Origin of the sequence: Enterobacter cloacae complex sp. SYL001, from assembly GCF_049237025.1 — a bacterium.
GTDB lineage: Bacteria > Pseudomonadota > Gammaproteobacteria > Enterobacterales > Enterobacteriaceae > Enterobacter > Enterobacter intestinihominis.
This window is the reverse complement of sequence record NZ_JBMKJI010000022.1, coordinates 64,157-85,304: the sequence shown is the minus strand read 5'-3', so window position 1 is coordinate 85,304 and position 21,148 is coordinate 64,157. Positions and strand designations below refer to the sequence as shown.

The 21,148-nt window shown below is 54.9% G+C and carries 25 protein-coding genes and 1 other annotated feature; of the genes, 8 read left to right on the top strand and 17 right to left on the bottom strand.

What is annotated here, in order from left to right; translation table 11 throughout:
* The first annotated feature begins 312 nt into the window (after positions 1–312).
* The 6 genes from hemP to ACOTZP_RS18115 all read left to right on the top strand — a co-directional run bounded on the left by hemP (position 313) and on the right by ACOTZP_RS18115 (position 6,203).
* Complete coding sequence (gene hemP / locus ACOTZP_RS18140) at positions 313–501, top strand: hemin uptake protein HemP (protein ID WP_022647850.1); 189 nt, start codon at positions 313–315, stop codon at positions 499–501.
* 76 nt (positions 502–577) lie between these two features.
* On the top strand, positions 578–2,560 hold the full coding sequence (locus ACOTZP_RS18135; protein WP_271074616.1) for a TonB-dependent hemoglobin/transferrin/lactoferrin family receptor: 1,983 nt from the start codon (positions 578–580) through the stop codon (positions 2,558–2,560).
* A gap of 35 nt (positions 2,561–2,595) precedes the next feature.
* Positions 2,596–3,624: a hematinate-forming heme oxygenase ChuS gene (gene chuS, locus ACOTZP_RS18130; protein ID WP_038417025.1), complete on the top strand. Its 1,029-nt coding sequence runs from the start codon at positions 2,596–2,598 to the stop codon at positions 3,622–3,624.
* On the top strand, positions 3,621–4,439 hold the full coding sequence (locus ACOTZP_RS18125; protein WP_032624390.1) for a heme/hemin ABC transporter substrate-binding protein: 819 nt from the start codon (positions 3,621–3,623) through the stop codon (positions 4,437–4,439). Before chuS ends, ACOTZP_RS18125 begins: the two co-directional genes overlap by 4 nt.
* A complete protein-coding gene (locus tag ACOTZP_RS18120; protein ID WP_023299913.1) occupies positions 4,439–5,431 on the top strand; it encodes a FecCD family ABC transporter permease in 993 nt (330 codons plus the stop codon). Before ACOTZP_RS18125 ends, ACOTZP_RS18120 begins: the two co-directional genes overlap by 1 nt.
* A complete protein-coding gene (locus ACOTZP_RS18115) occupies positions 5,424–6,203 on the top strand; it encodes a heme ABC transporter ATP-binding protein (protein WP_271074615.1) in 780 nt (259 codons plus the stop codon). Before ACOTZP_RS18120 ends, ACOTZP_RS18115 begins: the two co-directional genes overlap by 8 nt.
* On the opposite strand, the gene selO is transcribed toward ACOTZP_RS18115, so the two are convergent.
* The 14 genes from selO to thrS all read right to left on the bottom strand — a co-directional run bounded on the left by selO (position 6,200) and on the right by thrS (position 18,842).
* Entirely contained in the window at positions 6,200–7,642 is a 1,443-nt protein-coding gene (gene selO, locus ACOTZP_RS18110; protein ID WP_271074614.1) for a protein adenylyltransferase SelO, read from the bottom strand. The genes ACOTZP_RS18115 and selO overlap by 4 nt on opposite strands.
* Before the next feature lie 61 nt (positions 7,643–7,703).
* Positions 7,704–8,417, bottom strand: coding sequence for an EAL domain-containing protein (locus ACOTZP_RS18105; RefSeq protein ID WP_421633762.1), 714 nt, complete (start codon positions 8,415–8,417; stop codon positions 7,704–7,706).
* A 292-nt stretch (positions 8,418–8,709) separates the two neighbouring features.
* Complete coding sequence (locus tag ACOTZP_RS18100) at positions 8,710–9,174, bottom strand: NlpC/P60 family protein (RefSeq protein ID WP_015570730.1); 465 nt, start codon at positions 9,172–9,174, stop codon at positions 8,710–8,712.
* A gap of 72 nt (positions 9,175–9,246) precedes the next feature.
* Complete coding sequence (gene btuD, locus ACOTZP_RS18095) at positions 9,247–10,002, bottom strand: vitamin B12 ABC transporter ATP-binding protein BtuD (protein WP_271074613.1); 756 nt, start codon at positions 10,000–10,002, stop codon at positions 9,247–9,249.
* Positions 10,002–10,553, bottom strand: coding sequence for a glutathione peroxidase (locus ACOTZP_RS18090; protein ID WP_421633761.1), 552 nt, complete (start codon positions 10,551–10,553; stop codon positions 10,002–10,004). The genes btuD and ACOTZP_RS18090 overlap by 1 nt, the downstream gene beginning before the upstream one ends.
* Before the next feature lie 33 nt (positions 10,554–10,586).
* On the bottom strand, positions 10,587–11,567 hold the full coding sequence (gene btuC, locus ACOTZP_RS18085; RefSeq protein WP_023305965.1) for a vitamin B12 ABC transporter permease BtuC: 981 nt from the start codon (positions 11,565–11,567) through the stop codon (positions 10,587–10,589).
* 103 nt (positions 11,568–11,670) lie between these two features.
* On the bottom strand, positions 11,671–11,970 hold the full coding sequence (ihfA, locus tag ACOTZP_RS18080) for an integration host factor subunit alpha (RefSeq protein ID WP_003857805.1): 300 nt from the start codon (positions 11,968–11,970) through the stop codon (positions 11,671–11,673).
* A 4-nt stretch (positions 11,971–11,974) separates the two neighbouring features.
* The gene (pheT, locus tag ACOTZP_RS18075) at positions 11,975–14,362 is read right to left on the bottom strand and encodes a phenylalanine--tRNA ligase subunit beta (protein ID WP_271074612.1); all 2,388 of its coding nucleotides are present in this window, start codon (positions 14,360–14,362) and stop codon (positions 11,975–11,977) included.
* Between the two features lie 15 nt (positions 14,363–14,377).
* Positions 14,378–15,361, bottom strand: coding sequence for a phenylalanine--tRNA ligase subunit alpha (gene pheS, locus ACOTZP_RS18070; protein ID WP_022647837.1), 984 nt, complete (start codon positions 15,359–15,361; stop codon positions 14,378–14,380).
* Between the two features lie 62 nt (positions 15,362–15,423).
* Positions 15,424–15,548: a sequence feature (Phe leader region), on the bottom strand.
* The gene (gene pheM, locus ACOTZP_RS18065; RefSeq protein WP_001386830.1) at positions 15,499–15,543 is read right to left on the bottom strand and encodes a pheST operon leader peptide PheM; all 45 of its coding nucleotides are present in this window, start codon (positions 15,541–15,543) and stop codon (positions 15,499–15,501) included. (Overlaps the previous feature by 45 nt.)
* A 117-nt stretch (positions 15,549–15,665) precedes the next feature.
* Entirely contained in the window at positions 15,666–16,022 is a 357-nt protein-coding gene (rplT, locus tag ACOTZP_RS18060; protein WP_000124850.1) for a 50S ribosomal protein L20, read from the bottom strand.
* Between the two features lie 50 nt (positions 16,023–16,072).
* Positions 16,073–16,270: a 50S ribosomal protein L35 gene (rpmI, locus tag ACOTZP_RS18055; RefSeq protein WP_001124225.1), complete on the bottom strand. Its 198-nt coding sequence runs from the start codon at positions 16,268–16,270 to the stop codon at positions 16,073–16,075.
* Between the two features lie 97 nt (positions 16,271–16,367).
* Positions 16,368–16,910, bottom strand: coding sequence for a translation initiation factor IF-3 (infC, locus tag ACOTZP_RS18050; RefSeq protein ID WP_059443439.1), 543 nt, complete (start codon positions 16,908–16,910; stop codon positions 16,368–16,370).
* A 3-nt stretch (positions 16,911–16,913) separates the two neighbouring features.
* Positions 16,914–18,842 carry a threonine--tRNA ligase gene (gene thrS, locus ACOTZP_RS18045; RefSeq protein WP_006809077.1) on the bottom strand — a complete coding sequence of 643 codons (1,929 nt, stop codon included), beginning with the start codon at positions 18,840–18,842 and terminating at the stop codon, positions 16,914–16,916.
* 323 nt (positions 18,843–19,165) lie between these two features.
* Between thrS and yncL the strand changes: the two genes are divergently transcribed.
* Both yncL and yniD read left to right on the top strand, forming a co-directional pair.
* On the top strand, positions 19,166–19,258 hold the full coding sequence (gene yncL / locus ACOTZP_RS18040; RefSeq protein ID WP_071785204.1) for a stress response membrane protein YncL: 93 nt from the start codon (positions 19,166–19,168) through the stop codon (positions 19,256–19,258).
* 98 nt (positions 19,259–19,356) lie between these two features.
* Positions 19,357–19,464, top strand: a complete 108-nt coding sequence (yniD, locus tag ACOTZP_RS18035) for a small membrane protein YniD (RefSeq protein WP_003857815.1) — start codon at positions 19,357–19,359, stop codon at positions 19,462–19,464.
* A gap of 149 nt (positions 19,465–19,613) precedes the next feature.
* Here the strand turns inward: yniD and ACOTZP_RS18030 are convergent, their stop codons facing one another.
* From ACOTZP_RS18030 to ACOTZP_RS18020, 3 genes are all read right to left on the bottom strand, one after another.
* A complete protein-coding gene (locus ACOTZP_RS18030; RefSeq protein ID WP_063854332.1) occupies positions 19,614–19,847 on the bottom strand; it encodes a hypothetical protein in 234 nt (77 codons plus the stop codon).
* 264 nt (positions 19,848–20,111) lie between these two features.
* Positions 20,112–20,870: a DUF481 domain-containing protein gene (locus ACOTZP_RS18025; protein WP_022647833.1), complete on the bottom strand. Its 759-nt coding sequence runs from the start codon at positions 20,868–20,870 to the stop codon at positions 20,112–20,114.
* A gap of 5 nt (positions 20,871–20,875) precedes the next feature.
* A complete protein-coding gene (locus tag ACOTZP_RS18020; protein ID WP_022647832.1) occupies positions 20,876–21,148 on the bottom strand; it encodes a hypothetical protein in 273 nt (90 codons plus the stop codon).

Below are 21,148 nucleotides of genomic sequence, written 5' to 3'. Positions count from 1 at the left end.
GCCACCCTGGCACGTTCACCGGTCATGTCGTTACAGAGTAGCAAGGAACATAAAGTGAACGGAATGACCACCACCGCCGTATGTTCCCCTCACCCTAACCCTCTCCCGGAGGGGCGAGGGGATTGCTCAGTGCTCGCATTAATTTGTGGGGAACCCTCAGCCCCATGGGAGAAGGTCGGGGTGAGGGCATCAGACCGCACCTCTCCCCCAAATTTGATCCCGTCACACAATTTTCATAAAAACGCTTGCCGTGAATTTGCAGTTTATTGATAATGATTATCATTGTTACATTGATTGTTATTTATAAACATTATGTCACCGACCGATAACAGCGCGGCAACGCCAGTAAAAACACACACAGCGCCGTCCCCCGCTCCCACCGATCGCCGAATCGACAGCAAAAGCCTGTTGGGTGAGGAGGGACGGGTCATTATCGAGCATGACGGCCAGCACTACCTGCTGCGCCAGACCAATGCCGGAAAACTGATCCTGACTAAATAATCCAGACAACACATTCGCCAGCCACCCAGGTGATCCCCAGGCAGCCAGCGCTTTTCAATTCTTATGGAGAGTTGCTATGCCACACCTGCAATCCGCGTCTTTACGCCCGTCTCTTCTGGCGCTGGCAATTGTCAGCACCCTGCCGGGCGTTGCGTTTGCCGCCACAGACGATATCACCGTTACCGCCACCGGCAACGCCCGCAGCGCCTTCGAAGCCCCCATGATGGTAAGCGTGATTGACGCCACCGCGCCGGAAAACCAGACCGCCAGCTCCGCCGCCGACCTGCTGCGCAAGGTGCCCGGCCTGACGCTGGACGGCACCGGGCGCACCAACGGTCAGGACGTTAACCTGCGCGGTTACGACCGACGTGGCGTGCTGGTGCTGGTGGATGGCGTACGCCAGGGCACCGATACCGGACACCTGAACAGCACGTTCCTCGATCCGGCGCTGATCAAACGTATCGAAGTGGTACGTGGCCCTTCCGCCTTGCTGTACGGCAGCGGCGCGCTGGGCGGCGTAATTTCATATGACACCGTCGACGCCAGCGATCTGCTGGACGCAGGTAAAAATAGCGGCTATCGCGTATTTGCTACCGGTGCAACAGGCGATCACAGCATCGGGATGGGCGCCAGCGCCTATGGCCGCACCGATACCCTGGACGGTGTGGTCTCCTGGTCCAGTCGCGATCGCGGCGACATTCGCCAGAGTGACGGCGCGAGGGCGCCAAACGACGAATCCATCAACAATATGCTGGCGAAAGGCAGCTGGAAAATTGATCCGGCTCAGACGCTGAGCGGCTCCCTGCGCTACTACAACAACGACGCGCAGGAGCCGAAAAATCCGCAGACCACGGATGCCAGCAGCAGTAACCCGATGACCGACCGTTCCACCATTCAGCGCGATGCTCAGCTTGGCTACCGCATAGCGCCCGCCGGAAACGACTGGCTGAACGCCGATGCGAAAATCTACTGGTCCGAAGCACGGATCAACGCCCAGAACATTGACGCCAGCGGCGAGTTCCGTAAGCAGACCACCAAAGGCGGCAAAGTGGAAAACCGCACCCGCCTGTTCAGCGACTCTTTTGCCTCGCACCTGCTGACCTACGGCGGGGAATACTATCGTCAGGAGCAACACCCTGGCGGCGCGACCACCGGCTTCCCGGACGCGAAGATCGACTTTAGCTCCGGCTGGTTGCAGGATGAGATCACCCTGCGCGACCTGCCGGTAACGCTTCTCGGCGGGACGCGTTACGACAACTACCGCGGCAGCAGCAGCGGTTACGACGACGTGGATGCGGATAAGTGGTCATCACGCGCCGGGTTAACCGTGAGTCCAGCCGACTGGCTGATGCTGTTCGGCTCTTACGCTCAGGCCTTCCGCGCGCCAACGATGGGCGAGATGTATAACGACTCGAAGCACTTCTCCATCGGCAGTTTCTACACCAACTACTGGGTGCCGAACCCGAACCTGCGTCCGGAAACTAACGAAACCCAGGAGTTCGGTTTTGGGCTGCGTTTTGACGATCTGCTACTCGCCAACGACGCGCTGGAGTTCAAAGCCAGCTACTTCGACACCAAAGCGAAAGATTACATCTCTACCACCGTCGATTTTGCGGCGGCCACCACCATGTCCTATAACGTACCAAATGCCAAAATCTGGGGCTGGGACATGATGGCGACCTACTCGACCAGCCTGTTCAACCTCGACGTGGCCTACAACCGCACGCGCGGGAAAGATACCGACACGGGTGAATATATCTCCAGCATCAACCCGGACACCGTCACCAGCAAGCTGGATATCCCGGTGGCGCAAAGCGGCTTCTCCGTGGGCTGGATCGGCACCTTCGTCGAACGTTCAACGCACATCAGCAGCAGCTACAGCGAGCAGCCTGGCTACGCAGTAAATGATTTCTACGTCAGTTATAAAGGCCAGCAGCAGTTCAAAGGCATCACCACCACCCTCGTGCTGGGGAACGCCTTCGACAAAGCCTACTGGTCACCGCAGGGCATCCCGCAGGATGGCCGCAACGGCAAGATATTCGTCAGTTATCAATGGTAATTCCCTTCGGGGCAACGATTCAGAAGGATAAGATTATGGGTCACTACACACGCTGGCTTGAGCTTAAAGAAGAACATCCGGGTAAGTACGCCCGTGATATCGCCGGATTAATGCACATCAGCGAAGCAGAGCTGGCATTTGCGCGCGTTGGACACGACGCCTGGCGGCTGCGCGGTGAAATCCGCGAGATTCTGGCAGCGCTGGAGTCCGTGGGGGAAACCAAATGCATCTGCCGTAACGAATACGCCGTTCACGAACAGGTTGGAGCGTTTACTCACCAGCACCTCGGCGGTCATGCCGGGCTGGTGCTGAATCCGCGCGCGCTGGATCTGCGTTTGTTCCTCAACCAGTGGGCGAGCGCGTTTCACATTAGCGAAACGACCTCCCGCGGCGAACGTCAGAGCATTCAGTTCTTCGATCATCAGGGCGACGCTTTACTGAAGGTCTACACCACGGATCACACCGACGTTGCCGCCTGGGGCGACGTCCTGACCCGTTTTATCATTGCCGATAACCCCGCTCTGGCGCTGAAGGCTGTCGAAGCCCCCGCGCATTCCGACGGTGCAGATGCAGGCTCGGTGGAGAAAGAGTGGCGCGCTATGACCGACGTGCATCAATTCTTTAGCTTATTGAAGCGCCATAACCTGAGCCGCCAGCAGGCGTTTCGTCTGGTGAGTGACGATCTGGCCTGTAAGGTGGATAACAGCGCGCTGGCACAACTGCTGGAGAGGGCGCAACAGGACGGAAACGAAATCATGATCTTCGTCGGCAACCGCGGTTGCGTGCAGATCTTCACCGGTGTGGTGGAAAAACTGACGCCCATGAAGGGCTGGCTGAACATCTTCAACCCAACCTTTACCCTTCATCTGCTGGAGGAGACTATCGCGGAGACGTGGGTTACGCGTAAGCCCACGGCAGACGGACACGTTACCAGCCTGGAGCTGTTTGCTGCGGATGGAACTCAGATCGCCCAGCTCTACGGGCAGCGTACCGAAGGCGAGCCGGAGCAGAGCCAGTGGCGCCGCCAGATTGACGCTCTGACGCCAGAAGGGCTGGCCGCATGAAAAACTGGTTTGCCCTGCTCTGCGCCCTGCCGCTGGTCGCCGTCGCCGCGCCGGAGAGAATTGTCGCCCTCGGCGGCGACGTGACGGAGATCGTCTACGCCCTCGGCGCGGAGTCTTCTCTGGTTGCGCGCGACAGTACCAGCCAGTGGCCGCAGGCGACAAACGCGCTGCCTGACGTGGGGTATCTCCGCCAGCTGAATGCGGAGGGAATTCTGTCCGTACGCCCGACGTTAGTGCTGGCAAGCGACCAGGCGCAACCCTCTCTGGCGCTGAAACAGGTTGAACAGAGCCACGTCCGGGTGGTTACCGTTCCCGGCACGCCTGACCTGCGCACGATTGACGAAAAAGTGCGGGTGATAGCCCAGGCGACGCATCATGAGGTGCAAGGGGAAACCCTGCGCAACTCGCTGCGTCAGGCGCTGGCGGCTCTGCCCTCAACACCGCTCAACAAGCGGGTGCTGTTTATCCTCAGCCACGGCGGAATGACCGCAATGGCGGCCGGGCAACAGACCGGCGCGGATGCGGCAATACGCGCCGCCGGGTTGCAGAACGCCATGCAGGGCTTTACCCGCTATCAGCCGCTCTCCCAGGAGGGGGTAATGGCCAGCCAGCCGGATCTGGTGGTGATTTCGCAGGACGGCCTTAACGCGCTGGGCGGCGAACAAAATCTGTGGAAACTGCCCGGTCTGGCGCAAACGCCAGCGGGACGAAGCAAGCAAGTGCTGGCTATTGATGACATGGCCCTGCTGGGCTTCAGCGTCCGCACGCCGAAAGCCATACAACAGCTGCGTGCCAGAGCGGAGCAACTGCCCTGATGTCCCGGCGCATCACGTTATCGTTATGGCTTCTGGCGGGGTTGCTTACCGTCATGACGTTCATGGCTACCGGTTTTGGGGCGTTACGCCTGCCGGTGAACGTGCTGTGGAGCGGCAGCGATGAGACGCTACGCCAGATCTGGCTCACCATCCGTCTGCCCCGCGTGCTGCTGGCGCTGGTGATTGGCGGGTCGCTGGCGCTCGCCGGCTGCGTCATGCAGGGGCTGTTCCGCAATCCGCTGGCCGACCCGGGTCTGCTCGGGATCAGCAGCGGTGCGGCGCTGGCCGTCGCCCTGTGGGTGGTGCTCCCGCTCTCGCTGCCCGCGCTGGTGATGCTTTATGCCCCGATGCTGGCGGCATTTTTTGGGGCGCTGGCAGCCACAGGCGTGATCTTCCTGCTCAGCAAGCAGCGTGACACCTCTCTGTCACGTCTGTTGCTGGTGGGTATCGCCATCAATGCCCTGTGCGGTGCGGCAGTGGGTGTGCTTTCGTGGGTCAGCAATGACGCCCAGTTGCGTCAGCTTTCACTCTGGGGAATGGGAAGTCTCGGTCAGGCGCAGTGGTCAACGCTGCTCGCCGTGATCTCGCTGATGGTGCCTGCCGCTCTGGCGATCTGGCGTTGTGCCAGCGCGTTAAATTTACTGCAACTGGGTGAAGAGGAAGCGCATTACCTCGGCGTGGACGTTGCCCTTGTACAGCGAATATTACTGTTATGCAGCGCTCTGCTGGTCGCTGCGGCTGTCGCCGTCAGCGGCGTGATTGGCTTTGTCGGACTTGTGGTGCCGCACCTGATGCGCATGTGGCTGGGCGCCGATCACCGGGCAACCCTCCCCGGCACGGTTCTCGCGGGCGCTTTTCTGCTGCTGGTGGCGGATACGGTAGCCCGCACTCTGGTCGCCCCGGCAGAAATGCCGGTCGGGTTGCTCACCAGCATCCTTGGCGCCCCCTGGTTCTTATGGCTCATTTTTCGTCGTGGAGAACAGCATGGCTGAACGTTATACGGCTGAAAATCTGACTTTTACCCGGTCTGGCCGCACGCTGACAGATAACGTTTCGCTGTCACTGTCGAAGGGAGAGCTGGTTACATTGATCGGTCCCAACGGCGCGGGGAAATCCACGCTGCTGCGACTGCTGACCGGCTACCTGAAACCCGACAGCGGCGGCTGTTCGCTGGCGGGGAAAGCGCTGGATGAATGGCACCCGGAGACGCTGTCCCGCTATCGGGCAGTGATGCGTCAGCATACTCAGCCTGGATTTGACTGGCTGGGGGAGGAGATCGTTGGAATGGGGCGTGCGCCCTGGTCGCGTCAACCTGAACCGTCGATTGTGCGTGAGGTGATGCAGCTGGCCGGTTGCCTGCCGCTGGCTGGCAGACGTTATCATTCCCTCTCGGGCGGCGAGCAGCAGCGCATCCAGCTCGCCCGCGCGCTGGCGCAGCTGTGGCGTGAGGGAACGCCGCGCGGCTGGCTGTTTCTCGACGAACCCACTTCAGCGCTGGATCTCTACCACCAGCAGCATTTGCTGCGCCTGTTGAAATCGCTGACCCGGCTGGGTCATCTTCACGTCTGCGTGGTGCTGCACGATCTTAATCTCGCCGCGTTATGGTCGGACCGGATCCTGCTGTTACACAACGGCAGGATTGTTTCTCAGGGCATACCGGAGACGGTATTGCAGGCCGACGCGCTGGCGCGCTGGTACGGTGCGCAGGTGCACGTCGGCAGACATCCGGCGCACGCCGCGCCGCAGGTTTTTCTCGCCCCTTAGCTTGAGCAGCTCACTTCCAGTCGCTTGCCCCAGTCCGGCGGGCGGCTGACATAGTCATCCTCCCGGTCAGCAAACGGCGTGCGCAGGGCGATATGCAGCCGATGCAGCTCGGCATAATCCCCCTGCTCTGCCTGCTCAATAGCCCGCTGCGCCAGCCAGTTGCGCAACACCATCGCCGGGTTAACCGCCTTCATCCGCGCCTGGCGGGTATCGTCATCAATCTGTTCCTGCTGTAAACGCGCCCGGTAAGCGGCAAACCAGTCATCAAACGCCTGTCGATCGATGAACTCGTCACGCAGCGGTGAAGCGGCGCTCTGCTGCGCAGTCTGGCTCAGCATACGGAAGGTTCGGGTATAGTCGCTGCCTTCACGCGCCATGATGGCAAACAGCCCATTCAGCAGCGCGTTATCGCCTTTTTCCTGCGTCATCAGCCCCAGCTTGTTGCGCATTAACACACCATATTCCCGCAGCAAAACCTCCTGATAGGTATCGAGCGCATCGTTCAGGGCATCGACGTCGATAAACGGCGACAGGCTTTGCGCAAGCCGCTGAAGGTTCCACAGCCCCACCGCAGGCTGGTTGTCGAAACGGTAACGCCCCTGATAGTCCGAATGGTTACAGATGTAACCCGGTTGATAGTCATCAAGGAAGCCGTACGGACCGTAGTCAAACGTCAGCCCTAACAGGGACATGTTGTCGGTATTCATCACCCCGTGGGCAAAGCCAACGGCCTGCCAGCGGGCAATCATTGAGGCGGTGCGCGCGACAATATCACGGAACCAGAGAACATAGCAGTCCGGTTCGTCTTGCAGGTGCGGCCAGTGACGTCGAAGGGCGTAGTCGGCAAGCTGGCGGACTTTATCCGGCTCGCGGCGATAGTAGAAGTGTTCAAAATGGCCGAAACGCAGATGGCTTTCCGCCACGCGGATCAGCATCGCCCCCTGCTCTATCGTCTCACGGGCCACCGGCGTGTCGCTGGTGACAATGGACAGCGCGCGTGAGGTGGGGATCCCCAGGGCATGCATCGCCTCGGAAGCCAGACTTTCACGAATGGTTGAACGCAGCACCGCGCGGCCATCCCCCATGCGTGAGTACGGTGTTAACCCTGCCCCTTTCAGGTGCCAGTCGAGCGTTTCGCCATTCGGCAGAACCTGTTCACCCAGCAGGATGCCGCGACCATCGCCGAGCTGTCCCGCCCAGACGCCAAACTGATGTCCGCTGTAGACCTGAGCCAGAGGCTTCATGCCCGGAAGCAGCGTTTCGCCGCCCCAGACACCGGCGCCCTTTTCTGGCTGAAAAAATGTCGAAGGGATGCCAAGCGAATCCGCTAATGCATCGTTATGCCAGATAAGACGCGCGTTCTGTAAAGGCGTGGGCTTAAGCGCGGTGTAAAAGCCGGGTAATTCATCGTGCCAGTGAGCAGTAAAAGACAGGTTCATAAGTCCTCCTGCTTTAAGTGTAGAGGGTTTCCCTTGACGTAAACACGGGCGAAGAAAGGGGTTATTGCTGAACGAGGGTCGTTACGCGTTCTGCCGGGACGGCAGGCCGCAGGGTTCCCTGCATTGCGCCAAAATTGAAGGGCAGCACGCGTTGTAAGATGCCGTGATCGTCAATTCCCGAGACCATGACCGACTGACAATGCGGCGCGATCTGCCAGAGGATGGCGCGCATAAATGGCTCGAAAGAGAGCGCCGAGACGCGCTGATGAATAAAGTTTTTATCCAGAATCACCCGTTTGAACAGACCATCATACACCGGTTTAAGGGATGCAGCCCCTGCACCAAAGTTAGCCAGCACTAAGGGGAAATGGATCGCCATTCTTGCAAGCGTAAGATCGTCTTTCCCGTTATTTAAACCTGGATAGTTCTCATTAACAGTAAACTCAAGAAACGGATAACGATCAAGGATTGAAACAGCGTTCTCATTAGTTAATAAAAACTCAACAATTGCAGGTGTAATATTGATCCATGCAATTAACTGATGCTGAATAAAAAATAGCTTACAGGTATCGAGTAATTGCAGTTTTTCCTGAAACAGCACTAATTCATCTTCCTGAGAAAGATGAGGGATAACCAGTTCAGTCGGGATTCGTACGTCCGTACCCACGCCAGTAAAGTTAACCAAAATCTCTAAACCTTTAAGCAAACCTGCACTATCACGCGCCGGAAGGAGTAAAAGTTCAGACTGGTAAGCATTATCTAGCGTAATAATCATCGCCCTTGTCCTGCATTAAAGATGAGAGAGAACATCCTGGAGCAATTGCAGGCACAATTCCACTGTCTTGATTTTAATAAGATTAATTTCATTCTTTCCGTATTAATTTTCAGATTTTTCCCTGAATCTAAAATAATCTTATCCTGGTTATTGAATAATAGCCAGTTTTAGATAAAACAGGCACATGCTGACAAAAATAAGTGGGCAAAAATTTTACTTTAATCCACCCGCAAGAAAAGCCTGACGTCTATTTTCACCGCCAGGCCCTCCGCACTGCATCTTTATGCAGCGGTTAAATACGCCTGGCCTGCCAGAAATTTTTACGCCAGTAAACATTATCGAGAGAGGAGCGCATCACGCCGCGGCTGGTCGAGGCATGAATGAACTGATTATCGGTGTCATAAATGCCGACATGAAGGCCGCTTTCACCGGAACCTGTTTTAAAAAAGACCAGATCGCCGGGCAGGAGCTCGTCTTTATCAATTTCAGTGCCGATTTTCGCCTGCATACGCGTTTCACGCGGAAGCTGTAGGTCAAATTTATCGCGGAAAGTCATCAGCACAAATCCCGAGCAATCCACCCCGCCCCGGCTCATCCCGCCGTAGCGATAAGGGGTGCCGCGCCAGTTGCTGAGCTGATCGTTCAGGCTGGCAATGACCGTAATGGAATCGGAAAGCCGTGGGTTAGGCGGAGGTGCACGATGGCTGCTGCATCCTGCAAGAAATAGCGCCGCAACAAGGAGAAACCAGAATCGCATTTCAGACGAATCCTCTGCTTTTTTTGTTCTTTCGGTAATTTAGCGTGCATCTATGCGGCTGTGCAAGAAAGGTTACTCCTGCGTCGTGGAAATGAGCATCTTGTGGCCTTCAATATCCAGCCTCCGGAACGACATGTGGTAAGCACTCGCAAGATTGGGGGCCGTCAGCACGCTGTCGCGCGTTCCGCTGGCAATCAGTTTGCCACGCGCCAGCAACCACACCCGATGCGCGTGGCGCAACGTATGGTTTAAATCATGGCTGCTCATCACAATGGCGATGCCCTTGCGACACAGCGCGCTGAGCAGAGTATCCAGCGCTGCCTGCTGGGCAACGTCCAGCCCGCTCATCGGCTCGTCCAGCAGCAGCAACCGCCCGTGAGGATTTCCCACCGGATGAACCTGAAGGATGACGGCGGCCAGACGCACGCGCTGCCATTCGCCACCGGAAAGCTGGCTGGCCTGTCGGGTGAGCTTATCGTCTAACCCGAGCGCCGCAGCAACGTCATGGAGCAATGCTACCTGATTTTTATCAGGCAGGTGCAGCGTCAGGTAGTGCCAGACGGGCATTGCAAAGGGCGGAATCTGCTGCTGAACCAGATAGCTTCGACGGGAGGCGAGTGTAGAGGGTAGCCAGTTGACGAGCGATTGCCCGAGAAAGGTAATCTCCCCTTCCCCGCGGGTCAGCCCCGCCATGCGCGCCAGCAGCGTGCTTTTTCCGGCGCCGTTAGGCCCAACCAGGTGAAGGATTTCACCTGCGTTGACTGCGGCGGTAACAGGCTCAAGACGTCCCTTCCCGGCAACGCCTGTGAGCTGCATCAGCAGCGTCATTATTTCGCCAGCGCCAGCTTGATTGATTCCATCACGATAGGATCTTCAGGCGTCATGTCAGGCGAGAAACGCTGCACGACCTGACCGTCACGGCCAATCAGGAATTTTTCGAAGTTCCACAGAATATCGTCCGGATAGAGCGGCGCGCGACCTTTGCTCGCCATACGCTCATAGAAACCACTCTCTTCAGGCGCAACGGCGGTCGGCGCCGCAGCCACCAGTTTGGCATACAGCGGATGACGATTTTCCCCGTTCACATCAATTTTGCTGAACATCGGGAACGTCACACCATAGGTTGTGCTGCAAAAGGTCTTAATCTCCTCTTCGCTGCCCGGCTCCTGGCCCAGGAACTGGTTGCACGGGAAGCCGAGTACGGTAAAGCCGTCTTTTTCCCAGGCTTTATGAATGTTTTCCAGCTGTTCATACTGCGGCGTAAGGCCACATTTCGATGCCACGTTCACGATGAGCAGTACCTCGCCCTTGTAGCCTTCCAGCGTGGTTTTCTCGCCGTCAATGGTAGTCACTTCGGTATTCAGAATATCAGACTGCATAGCATTCCCTCAGGTTGACTTACAGGTTGTGTTTTAACGTCCAGCCTTTAATAGTAGCCAGATAAAGACCGGTGCGCCCAGCGTTGCGGTCACCACGCCTATCGGCAACTCAGCGGCCGTCAGCGCAAGCCGGGCGATAATATCGGCAATCAGCAGCGTTGCCGCCCCGGCAACCGCCGAGGCAGGAAGCAGGGTTCGGTGGTCCGTAATACCGCACAGGCGCAGCATATGCGGGATCACCAGCCCAATAAAGCCAATCGCCCCCGCCAGCGCCACGCTTACGCCCACCATCCAGCCGATGGCGATAACCAGCACGTTGCGCCAGAAGCCAATCGGCATCCCGAGCTGGCGAGCAGACGTTTCGCCCAGCGCGAGAATATTAAGCGGCTGCGCCTGGAACGCCGTCCACAGGATGACCGGGATCAGGAGCACCATCAGCCACCCCTGACGCCAGTCAACGCCACCAAATCCCCCCATCATCCAGTACATTAACTGGCGCAGATCGAAAGAGGTGGAGAAGTAGACGGCCCATGTCATCAGCGCGCTACAGATGATCCCCAACGCTACCCCGGCAAGCAGCAGCCGGCTGGTGGATAAATGGCGACGAGCAAAGCGCAGAAGGATAAGGGTTATCAACAGCGCGCCAAGGATGGCGCTGAGGCTAATCCCCCAGGCGGAGAGCTCGCCTCCCCCCAGCATCACGGCGGCGATAAGCCCGACGCCTGCGCCATTCGACACCCCGAGAAGTCCGGGTTCCGCCAGAGGGTTTTCAAATAATGCCTGCATGATCGTGCCGCACAGCGCCAGCGCAGCGCCGACTAAAAGCACAGCCAGCGTCCGTGGCAGGCGGATCTGCCAGACAAAGAGCTGTCCCTCAGGCGTAAACCAGCTTTCCGGTCCCAGCCACCGATCGCCCGCACACAGGCTGACGGTGGTGGCGACAATCATCAGCACCCCGAGCAGACACAGGCGGCGGAGATCGGAGCGGTGCTGAAGACGGGCAAGATCAAGCATAGACGATAGGTTATCCGGTTGAGATATCATTGATTTTACGGCGGGTTTAGCAAATAGCGCAAAGAAAAAAGGCCGCGTGAGCGGCCTTTTTAGTTAGTTCATATTACTCTGCTTTGGGCGTTGCGTTTTCGACACGGCTTTTTAACTTCTGTCCGGGTCTGAAGGTCACCACGCGGCGGGCTGTAATGGGAATATCTTCCCCCGTCTTCGGGTTACGGCCCGGACGTTGGTTTTTGTCTCGCAAATCAAAATTGCCAAAGCCGGAGAGTTTAACCTGCTCACCATTTTCCAGAGCACGACGGATCTCTTCGAAAAACAGCTCTACCAGCTCTTTGGCATCCCGTTTGCTAAGCCCAAGCTTATCAAACAGATATTCTGACATTTCAGCTTTTGTAAGCGCCATAGGTTCAATCCCTCAATGATGCCTGGAATCGCTCTTTTAATGCCTCTACACATTTGGCGACGGTAGCGGCAATCTCCTCTTCTTCGAGTGTACGGCTGGTATCCTGAAGGATAAGGCTAATAGCGAGGCTCTTGAAACCTTCTGCTACGCCCTTGCCGCGGTACACGTCAAATAAGTTTACGCCAACTACCTGATTTACGCCAACTTTCTTACATTCGGCCAAAATATCTGCTGCGGGCACATTTTCAGCGACCACAACCGCGATATCACGGCGGTTTGCCGGGAAGCGTGAGACGTCCTTTGCCTGAGGAATGACGCGGTCTGCAACCGGGTTCCACTCCAGCTCGAATACGATGGTACGGCCATTCAGATCCAGCTTACGTTCCAGCTCCGGGTGAACAACCCCAATAAAACCAACACGTTTGCCGTCTAAATAGATCGCCGCACTCTGGCCCGGATGCAGGGCTGGAATCGCTTCTGCGCGGAATTCAATTTCGGATAATTTACCGGTCAGATCGAGAATCGCTTCCAGATCGCCCTTCATATCGTAGAAATCAACCGTCCCTTTTGCCAGGTCCCAGTGCTCTTCATAGCGGTTACCGCTGATGGCGCCGGCCAGCATGAGATCCTGACGGATGCCTAAATTGGCCTGAGTATCCGGTACAAAGCGCAAACCGCTTTCGAAAATACGCACGCGGTTCTGCTGACGGTTCTGGTTATAAACGATAGTACCCAGCAGTCCCGTCCACAGGGACAGACGCATCGCTGACATCTCGCTGGAGATCGGGCTTGGCAGGATCAGCGCTTCCTGACCCGGGTGGATCAGCTGTTGCAGCTTAGGATCAACGAAGCTGTAGGTGATCACTTCCTGGTAGCCTTTGTCGTTCAGCATGGTTTTCACACGCTTCAGTGACAGATCGGCTTCGCGATGGCTGCCCATCACCAGACCCGCCTGCACCGGCTCGTCAGGGATATTGTTGTAGCCGTACACGCGGGCCACTTCTTCCACCAGATCTTCTTCGATCTCCATGTCGAAACGCCAGGATGGCGCAACGGCTTTCCACTCATCCTGACCTTCAGTCACTTCGCAGCCCAGACGCGCCAGAATGTCGGTCACCTGCGCATCGGCAACGTGGTGACCAATCAAACGATCCAGCTTGCTGCGGCGCAGAGTAATGGTCGCACGCTTCGGCAGCGCCGCTTGGTTGGTCACATCGATAACCGGACCCGCTTCGCCGCCGCAGATGTCGATCAGCAGGCGAGTCGCACGCTCCATCGCTTTGTATTGCAGCGCAGGATCCACGCCACGCTCATAGCGGTGAGAAGCGTCAGTGTGCAGACCGTGACGGCGTGCGCGGCCGGTGATGGAGAGCGGGCTGAAGAACGCGCATTCCAGCAGGACGTTTTGCGTCTCGTCGTTAACGCCAGAGTGCTCGCCGCCGAAGATACCGCCCATCGCCAGCGCTTTGTTGTGATCGGCAATCACCAGGGTGTCGGCGTTCAGTTTCGCTTCGCTGCCGTCCAGCAGAACCAGGGTTTCGCCCTCTTTCGCCATGCGCACGACGATCCCACCTTCGATACGATCTTTATCAAAGGCGTGCATTGGCTGGCCCAGCTCCAGCAGAACATAGTTGGTGACGTCAACCACGGCGTCGATAGAACGGATACCGCAGCGACGCAGTTTCTCTTTCATCCACAGCGGGGTTGGCGCTTTAACGTTAATACCTTTCACCACACGACCGAGGTAGCGTGGGCAGGCCTCAGGCGCGTCTACCTGAATCGGCAGCACGTCACTGATGGCTGCCTCAACCGGAGCGATCTCCGGCTCGTTCAGTTCGGTCTGGTTCAGAACGGCCACGTCGCGGGCTACACCGATGATACCTAAGCAGTCGGCACGGTTTGGCGTCACGCCGATTTCGATGGTGTTGTCATCAAGCTTCAGGTATTCGCGGATATCGGTACCCACTGGTGCATCCTGCGGCAGCTCGATAATCCCGGAGTGATCGTCGGAAATGCCCAGCTCGGAGAAGGAGCACAGCATGCCTTCAGACGGCTCACCGCGCAGCTTAGCCGCTTTGATTTTGAAATCGCCCGGCAGTACCGCGCCGACGGTCGCCACGGCTACCTTCAGGCCCTGTCGGCAGTTTGGCGCACCGCAGACGATATCCAGCAGACGGTCACCGCCCACATTGACTTTTGTTACGCGCAGTTTGTCGGCGTTAGGGTGCTGGCCACACTCAACCACTTCACCTACCACGACGCCGGTAAAGGCGCCAGAAACAGGATCCACGCCATCAACTTCCAGACCCGCCATGGTGATCTGGTTAGAAAGCGCGTCGCTGTCCAGCGTGGTGTTAACCCATTCGCGTAACCACAGTTCACTGAATTTCATTGTTCTTTCCTGCCCTTATTTAAACTGTTTGAGGAAACGCAGATCGTTTTCGAAGAACGCACGTAAGTCGGTTACGCCGTAGCGCAGCATGGTAAGACGCTCCATGCCCATACCGAACGCAAAGCCGGAGTATACTTCCGGATCGATACCTACGTTGCGCAGTACGTTTGGATGCACCATGCCGCAGCCCAGCACTTCCAGCCATTTACCGTTTTTACCCATCACGTCAACTTCCGCAGAAGGTTCAGTGAACGGGAAGTAGGACGGACGGAAACGAACCTGCAAATCTTCCTCAAAGAAGTTATTCAGGAAATCGTGCAGTGTGCCTTTCAGGTTGGTGAAGCTGATGTTTTTATCAACAATCAGACCTTCCATCTGGTGGAACATTGGGGTGTGGGTCTGATCGTAGTCGTTACGGTATACGCGACCCGGCGCGATGATGCGGATCGGTGGAGCCTGCTCCTTCATGGTACGGATCTGAACGCCAGAAGTCTGAGTACGCAGCAGACGGGTGGCGTCAAACCAGAAAGTGTCGTGGTCAGCGCGTGCCGGATGATGGCCAGGAATGTTAAGGGCATCGAAGTTGTGGTAGTCATCTTCAATTTCCGGGCCAGTCGCCACGGTAAAGCCGAGCTCACCGAAGAAACTTTCAATACGATCGATAGTACGGGTAACCGGATGCAGACCGCCGTTTTCGATACGGCGACCCGGCAGAGAAACGTCAATCGTTTCTGCCGCCAGACGCGCATTCAGTACTGCACTTTCCAGCTCGGCTTTACGTGCGTTCAGCGCCTGTTGTACCTGCTCTTTGGCTTCGTTAATCACTGCACCTGCTGCCGGGCGCTCCTCTGCTGGCAGTTCACGCAGGGTAGTCATCTGAAGGGTCAGATGCCCTTTCTTGCCCAGATATTCGACGCGGACATTGTCTAACGCGGCAACATCTGAGGCCTGGTTAATGGCGGCCGTTGCACTGGCAACCAGCTCTGCGAGATGTGACATGGTTTTCCTCATTATGTCGGTGCAGACACCGAATTGTTGGACGTAATCTCTCAAATTCAGGCACAAAAAAAGCCTCCATCGGGAGGCTTATCTGGCGCTGTTTTTCGTTTCATCTTTCACGCGCTAGCCTCCTGAAGTCAGGTGCTAAAGTAAAAGAAGAAGCGGAAAATAGCAGCATTCATGCTTGCGTTACCTTGTAGGGTAAAAACCGTTAAGACCTTATTGAAAAGCCTGGACGGGTAAATGTCAATCTTCTGATAAGGCGATATGAAAAGAGGGAGCAAAGCCCCCTCTTTCAACTGGCTTATGCCAGTGCTGCTTTCGCTTTTTCGACCAGAGCGGTGAACGCTACTTTGTCGAATACTGCGATGTCAGCCAGGATCTTACGGTCGATTTCAACAGAGGCTTTTTTCAGGCCGTTGATGAATTTGCTGTAAGAAATACCGTTCTGACGTGCTGCTGCGTTGATACGCGCAATCCACAGTTGACGGAACTGACGCTTACGCTGACGACGGTCACGGTAAGCGTACTGACCTGCTTTGATAACAGCCTGGAAGGCAACGCGGTATACGCGTGAACGCGCACCGTAGTAGCCTTTAGCTTGTTTCAAAATTTTCTTGTGACGTGCACGTGCAATTACACCACGTTTTACGCGAGCCATGTGTGCTCTCCTGTATCTATTCTAAGTTAAAAAAGTTAAACGTTAACGACTTATGCGTACGGCAGGCACGCGATGACCAGGCCCAGATCGCCTTTAGAAACCATGGCTTTTGGACGCAGGTGACGTTTACGCTTGGTAGCTTTCTTAGTCAGAATGTGACGCAGGTTAGCGTGCTTGTGCTTAAAACCACCTTTACCGGTTTTTTTGAAGCGCTTAGCAGCACCGCGTACGGTCTTAATTTTTGGCATTTTAATAACTTCCACTTCGCATTGTTAAATAAACGAAACATAGGCGAACAAAACCTATGGGGCCCGAAGGCTCCACAGATTTTGCTGCTTGAAGGCCTTACTGTTTCTTCTTAGGAGCGAGCACCATGATCATCTGGCGGCCTTCGATCTTCGTTGGGAAGGATTCGACTACTGCCAGTTCACTCAGATCTTCACGGACGCGGTTAAGCACTTCCATACCAATCTGTTGGTGGGCCATCTCACGACCGCGGAAACGCAGCGTGATCTTGGCCTTATCGCCATCTTCCAGAAAGCGAATCAGGCTGCGGAGTTTTACCTGATAATCGCCATCGTCGGTACCAGGACGGAATTTGATTTCCTTAACCTGGATAACTTTTTGCTTCTTCTTCTGTTCCTTAGAAGATTTACTCTTTTCATAAAGGAACTTGCCGTAGTCCATAATACGACAAACTGGCGGTTCGGCGTTAGGGCTGATTTCAACTAAATCTACTCCAGCTTCTTCAGCTTTTTCGATCGCTTCTCTCAGACTCACAATCCCCAGTGGTTCACCTTCAAGATCTGTTAAGCGAACTTCCTGGGCGCGAATCTCGCCATTGATACGATTCGGACGTGCCGTTTGAACTCGTTTTCCGCCTTTAATACCTTATTCCTCCAGTTGTTGAAGACTGCGGCTGCGAATCTCTTGTTGCAGCTTCTCAATCACTTCACTTACGTCCAGGCTCCCCAGGTCTTTACCACGGCGGGTGCGAACGGCAACTTTGCCTGCTTCCACCTCTTTATCACCACAGACCAACATATACGGGACACGACGTAAAGTGTGCTCGCGGATTTTAAAGCCAATCTTCTCATTTCTCAAGTCTGCTTTTACGCGAATGCCCGCATTTTGTAGTTTCTGCGTCAATTCTTTAACGTAATCCGCCTGAGAATCGGTAATGTTCATCACAACTACCTGCACTGGCGCAAGCCAGGTTGGGAAGAAGCCCGCGAACTCTTCAGTCAGGATGCCGATGAAGCGCTCCAGTGAACCGAGAATCGCACGGTGAATCATAACCGGCACCTGACGCTCGTTGTCTTCGCCAACATAAGAGGCGCTTAAACGCTGCGGCAGGGAGAAGTCCAGCTGTACCGTTCCGCACTGCCATGCGCGATCGAGGCAGTCATACAGGGTAAATTCAATTTTTGGACCGTAGAATGCGCCCTCGCCCAGCTGGTATTCGAACGGAATACCGTTCTCTTCCAGCGCCACGGCGAGATCCGCCTCTGCGCGATCCCATGTCTCATCGCTACCGATACGTTTTTCCGGACGCGTTGAGAGTTTGACCACGATCTTCTCGAAGCCAAAGGTGCTGTACATATCGTAGACCATACGAATACAGGCGTTAACTTCATCACGTACCTGATCTTCAGTACAGAAGATATGCGCATCATCCTGAGTAAAGCCACGAACACGCATCAGACCGTGCAGCGCACCTGATGGCTCGTTACGGTGGCAGCTACCGAACTCCGCCATACGCAGCGGCAGATCGCGGTAGGATTTCAGACCCTGGTTGAAGATCTGAACGTGGCCCGGACAGTTCATTGGCTTGATGCAGTATTCACGGTTCTCAGACGAAGTGGTGAACATCGCATCTTTGTAGTTGTCCCAGTGGCCGGTTTTTTCCCACAGCACACGGTCCATCATGAACGGGCCTTTCACTTCCTGATACTGGTACTCTTTCAGCTTGGAGCGCACGAACGTTTCCAGTTCACGGAAGATTGTCCAGCCGTCGTTATGCCAGAACACCATCCCCGGCGCTTCTTCCTGCATATGATACAGGTCAAGCTGCTTACCGATTTTACGGTGGTCACGCTTAGCCGCCTCTTCCAGGCGTTGCAGGTACGCGTTCAGGGCTTTCTTATCGGCCCATGCGGTACCATAGATACGCTGCAACATTTTATTGTTGCTGTCGCCACGCCAGTAGGCGCCTGCGATTTTCATCAGTTTGAAGTGATGACAGAAGCGCATATTCGGCACGTGCGGTCCACGGCACATGTCGACATATTCTTCGTGATGGTACAAGCCAGGCTTGTCATCATGAGCGATGTTTTCATCAAGAATCGAGACTTTATAGCTCTCGCCGCGCTTCACGAAGGTTTCACGCGCTTCATGCCAGCTGACTTTCTTCTTGATGACGTCATAGTTCGTTTCGGCGAGCTCATGCATACGTTTTTCGAGCGCGTCGATATCTTCCTGTGTCAGTGTGTGGTCAAGGTCAACGTCGTAGTAGAAGCCGTTGTCGATAACCGGGCCGATCGCCATTTTGGTGTTGGGCCACAGCTGCTTAATAGCATGACCTAACAGGTGCGCACAGGAGTGACGAATGATCTCCAGACCTTCTTCGTCTTTCGCGGTGATGATCGCAAGCGTTGCATCGCTTTCAATCAGATCGGACGCGTCTACCAGTTCACCGTTTACGCGGCCTGCAATGGTTGCTTTTGCGAGTCCAGGACCGATATCCAGGGCAACATCCATTGGGCTTACAGCGTGGTCGAAATGGCGTTGGCTGCCATCAGGAAGAGTAATTACAGGCATTTTATATCCTTATTTGCAGTGATGCCCCACACATAAGAGCATATACAAAGAAAATAATCGTGATTAAACAGTAGATTACGAAACCATCTGACCAACAATCGTCAAATTGGTTCGTCATCATGCACCTGCCGATTCAGATAAATGCGGATTTACGGCAAGCAGCGTAATGGTAACACTATTAACAGGGCGAATGCACCTTCCCGCGACCGATTTGAACCGCTCATCCTTATGTCTGCGTTCATGAACTTTTGTTGACGGGGGCTCGCAATCCGAAAGTGCTGAGCTATTCTTGATCTGGTCCTTAAACATCGAAGGGGTATCACATGAATGTATCGAGCAGAACCGTTGTGATATTGAATCTACTTTCCGCTGCTGGTCTGGTATTGATACTGGCCGACAGATTCCACTGGTTTTGAGCCGAACCGCTGTTCTGGCATAACCTGTTGTCCCGGGTAAAGCGCTTTCTGGCGCAGACTTTGGTAGACTAAGGGTATCAACTGACAAGGATTGGGTTATGCCAACAAAAAGATTTGCCGTTAAGCACTGGAAAATGGTCGTGGTGTTAATCGCTATTTGCGGCGCGATGTTGCTGCTGCGTTGGGCCGCGATGATCTGGGGCTAATATTATGTCAGCGACAACGTGCCGTGAATTTACTGAATAAATCTTAACTATCTTTACGATAATTTATGGTCCAAAACCGGTACGTCATAATCCGGTTTTCGCCAGGCTGGGACAGCGTATATATTCCATCACATGTGGCAGTTGAAATATCAGGACCACTCACCCGCCACCAGCTTGTGTACATCAAATGCATCATTCATTGACTGGCCGGTAGACTGGGAGCCAGGGGCAATGTTGGAGCCTGCTTCAACATCAGAGGCTTTAGCGATCCCGACTGGGCTGTTAACGTCACTGGCAGGTTGCGTCATATTATCAGCAGCAAATACGCCAAATGAAAGTGCGGAAAGCACCATCGCTACTGTAGCGGTTTTGATTTTTTTCATAATTCTGTTCTCATACTTAATTAATGCAGAAATGCCTGAGGCGAGTTTTTTGCCTGTGCCGTAAGTGTAGATCTGGATCACACTTTTGCCTAGTCAAATTATTTATCAAATCGTGTCAAATAAACTGAATAAGGCCTGGTCGCCTAATTATGGAGAAATTATGAAGACGAAAGCATGCCTATTATTTCAAAACGCCGTTTAATATAAATAAGCACAGTTTCAAAAAATAAAAAACAGGCCGAGAATAGTCCCGGCCCGAAGAAATTACATTTTATAACCTAAAGAAATCGTGGTTCGGCGATCGGTATGTTCCGGCGCGGAATCAGGCGGTGATGAGTTCCAGGTTACGTTGTACGCCACCTTGAGTCCAAAGTGTTCGTTGATAGCCACGTTCAACGCACTTTCAGAATTCAGCGTTGTATCTTCAGCACCAAACACCGACACACCCTGGGTGAATTTCGCGTTGTCAGTCATTTGCCATGCGTAGGTGCCCGATGCATAACCCAGCGGCTGGGTTTCATCTTCGCCGTTGGTGTACTCGTCGTAACGGACACCCGGACCGAATTCAAAACGGAGGCTGTGCACCGGTCCATTCAGGAACTGACGACCATAACCCGCAGTCATGACATCGCGCTGGCGATAGCCGTTGTAGCGGTCAGTAAGCCAACTCGCCTGCCCAAACAGGTAGTCATAATCTGTCATGTTGTAACGGCTACGCCCACCTACCGCGTATTTCTCAGAGGAGCGTTCATCGTTAGCAGACGTGTTGCTGGCATTGCCCCACAGCGACCAGGCCGTGGTGTTGCCGTACCAGGTCAGGGTGCTGTCTGCGGTCATGGAGGAGCTTTTCGTGTTACCGGATTGCGCCAGATACCCGGCATTCACGTTACCTTCAAAGGGTTTTTTGGCAGTGGAGGGATCGTCCATGACAGTAAAAACGGTATCATCGGCGGTTGCATTCAGTGACGCAAATACGCCACCCGCCAGCATCAGTGCTGCGGGTACTGTCTTCAAAAGCTTCATTTATTTTAGGAGTCCGTACAACATAAAAAGAGACCGTCACGGTCTCGGAAACTTTCTTGCGGATCAATGACAAGGCGACCATAGAAAGGTAACAAATTATAAAAAGCCGCAAATAACATAGCAATAATTTCTTCTTTCATTTTTTGAATAAGAACGATCCCAAAACGCGATTTAATGTATATACCCGGCCAAGGTTTTTTGTCAGCATTCATTTTTAAAATCATACTGTTATTTACGTTGCCTTCCTGCCAAACGGTGCCAGGCTTAAAATAACCCAT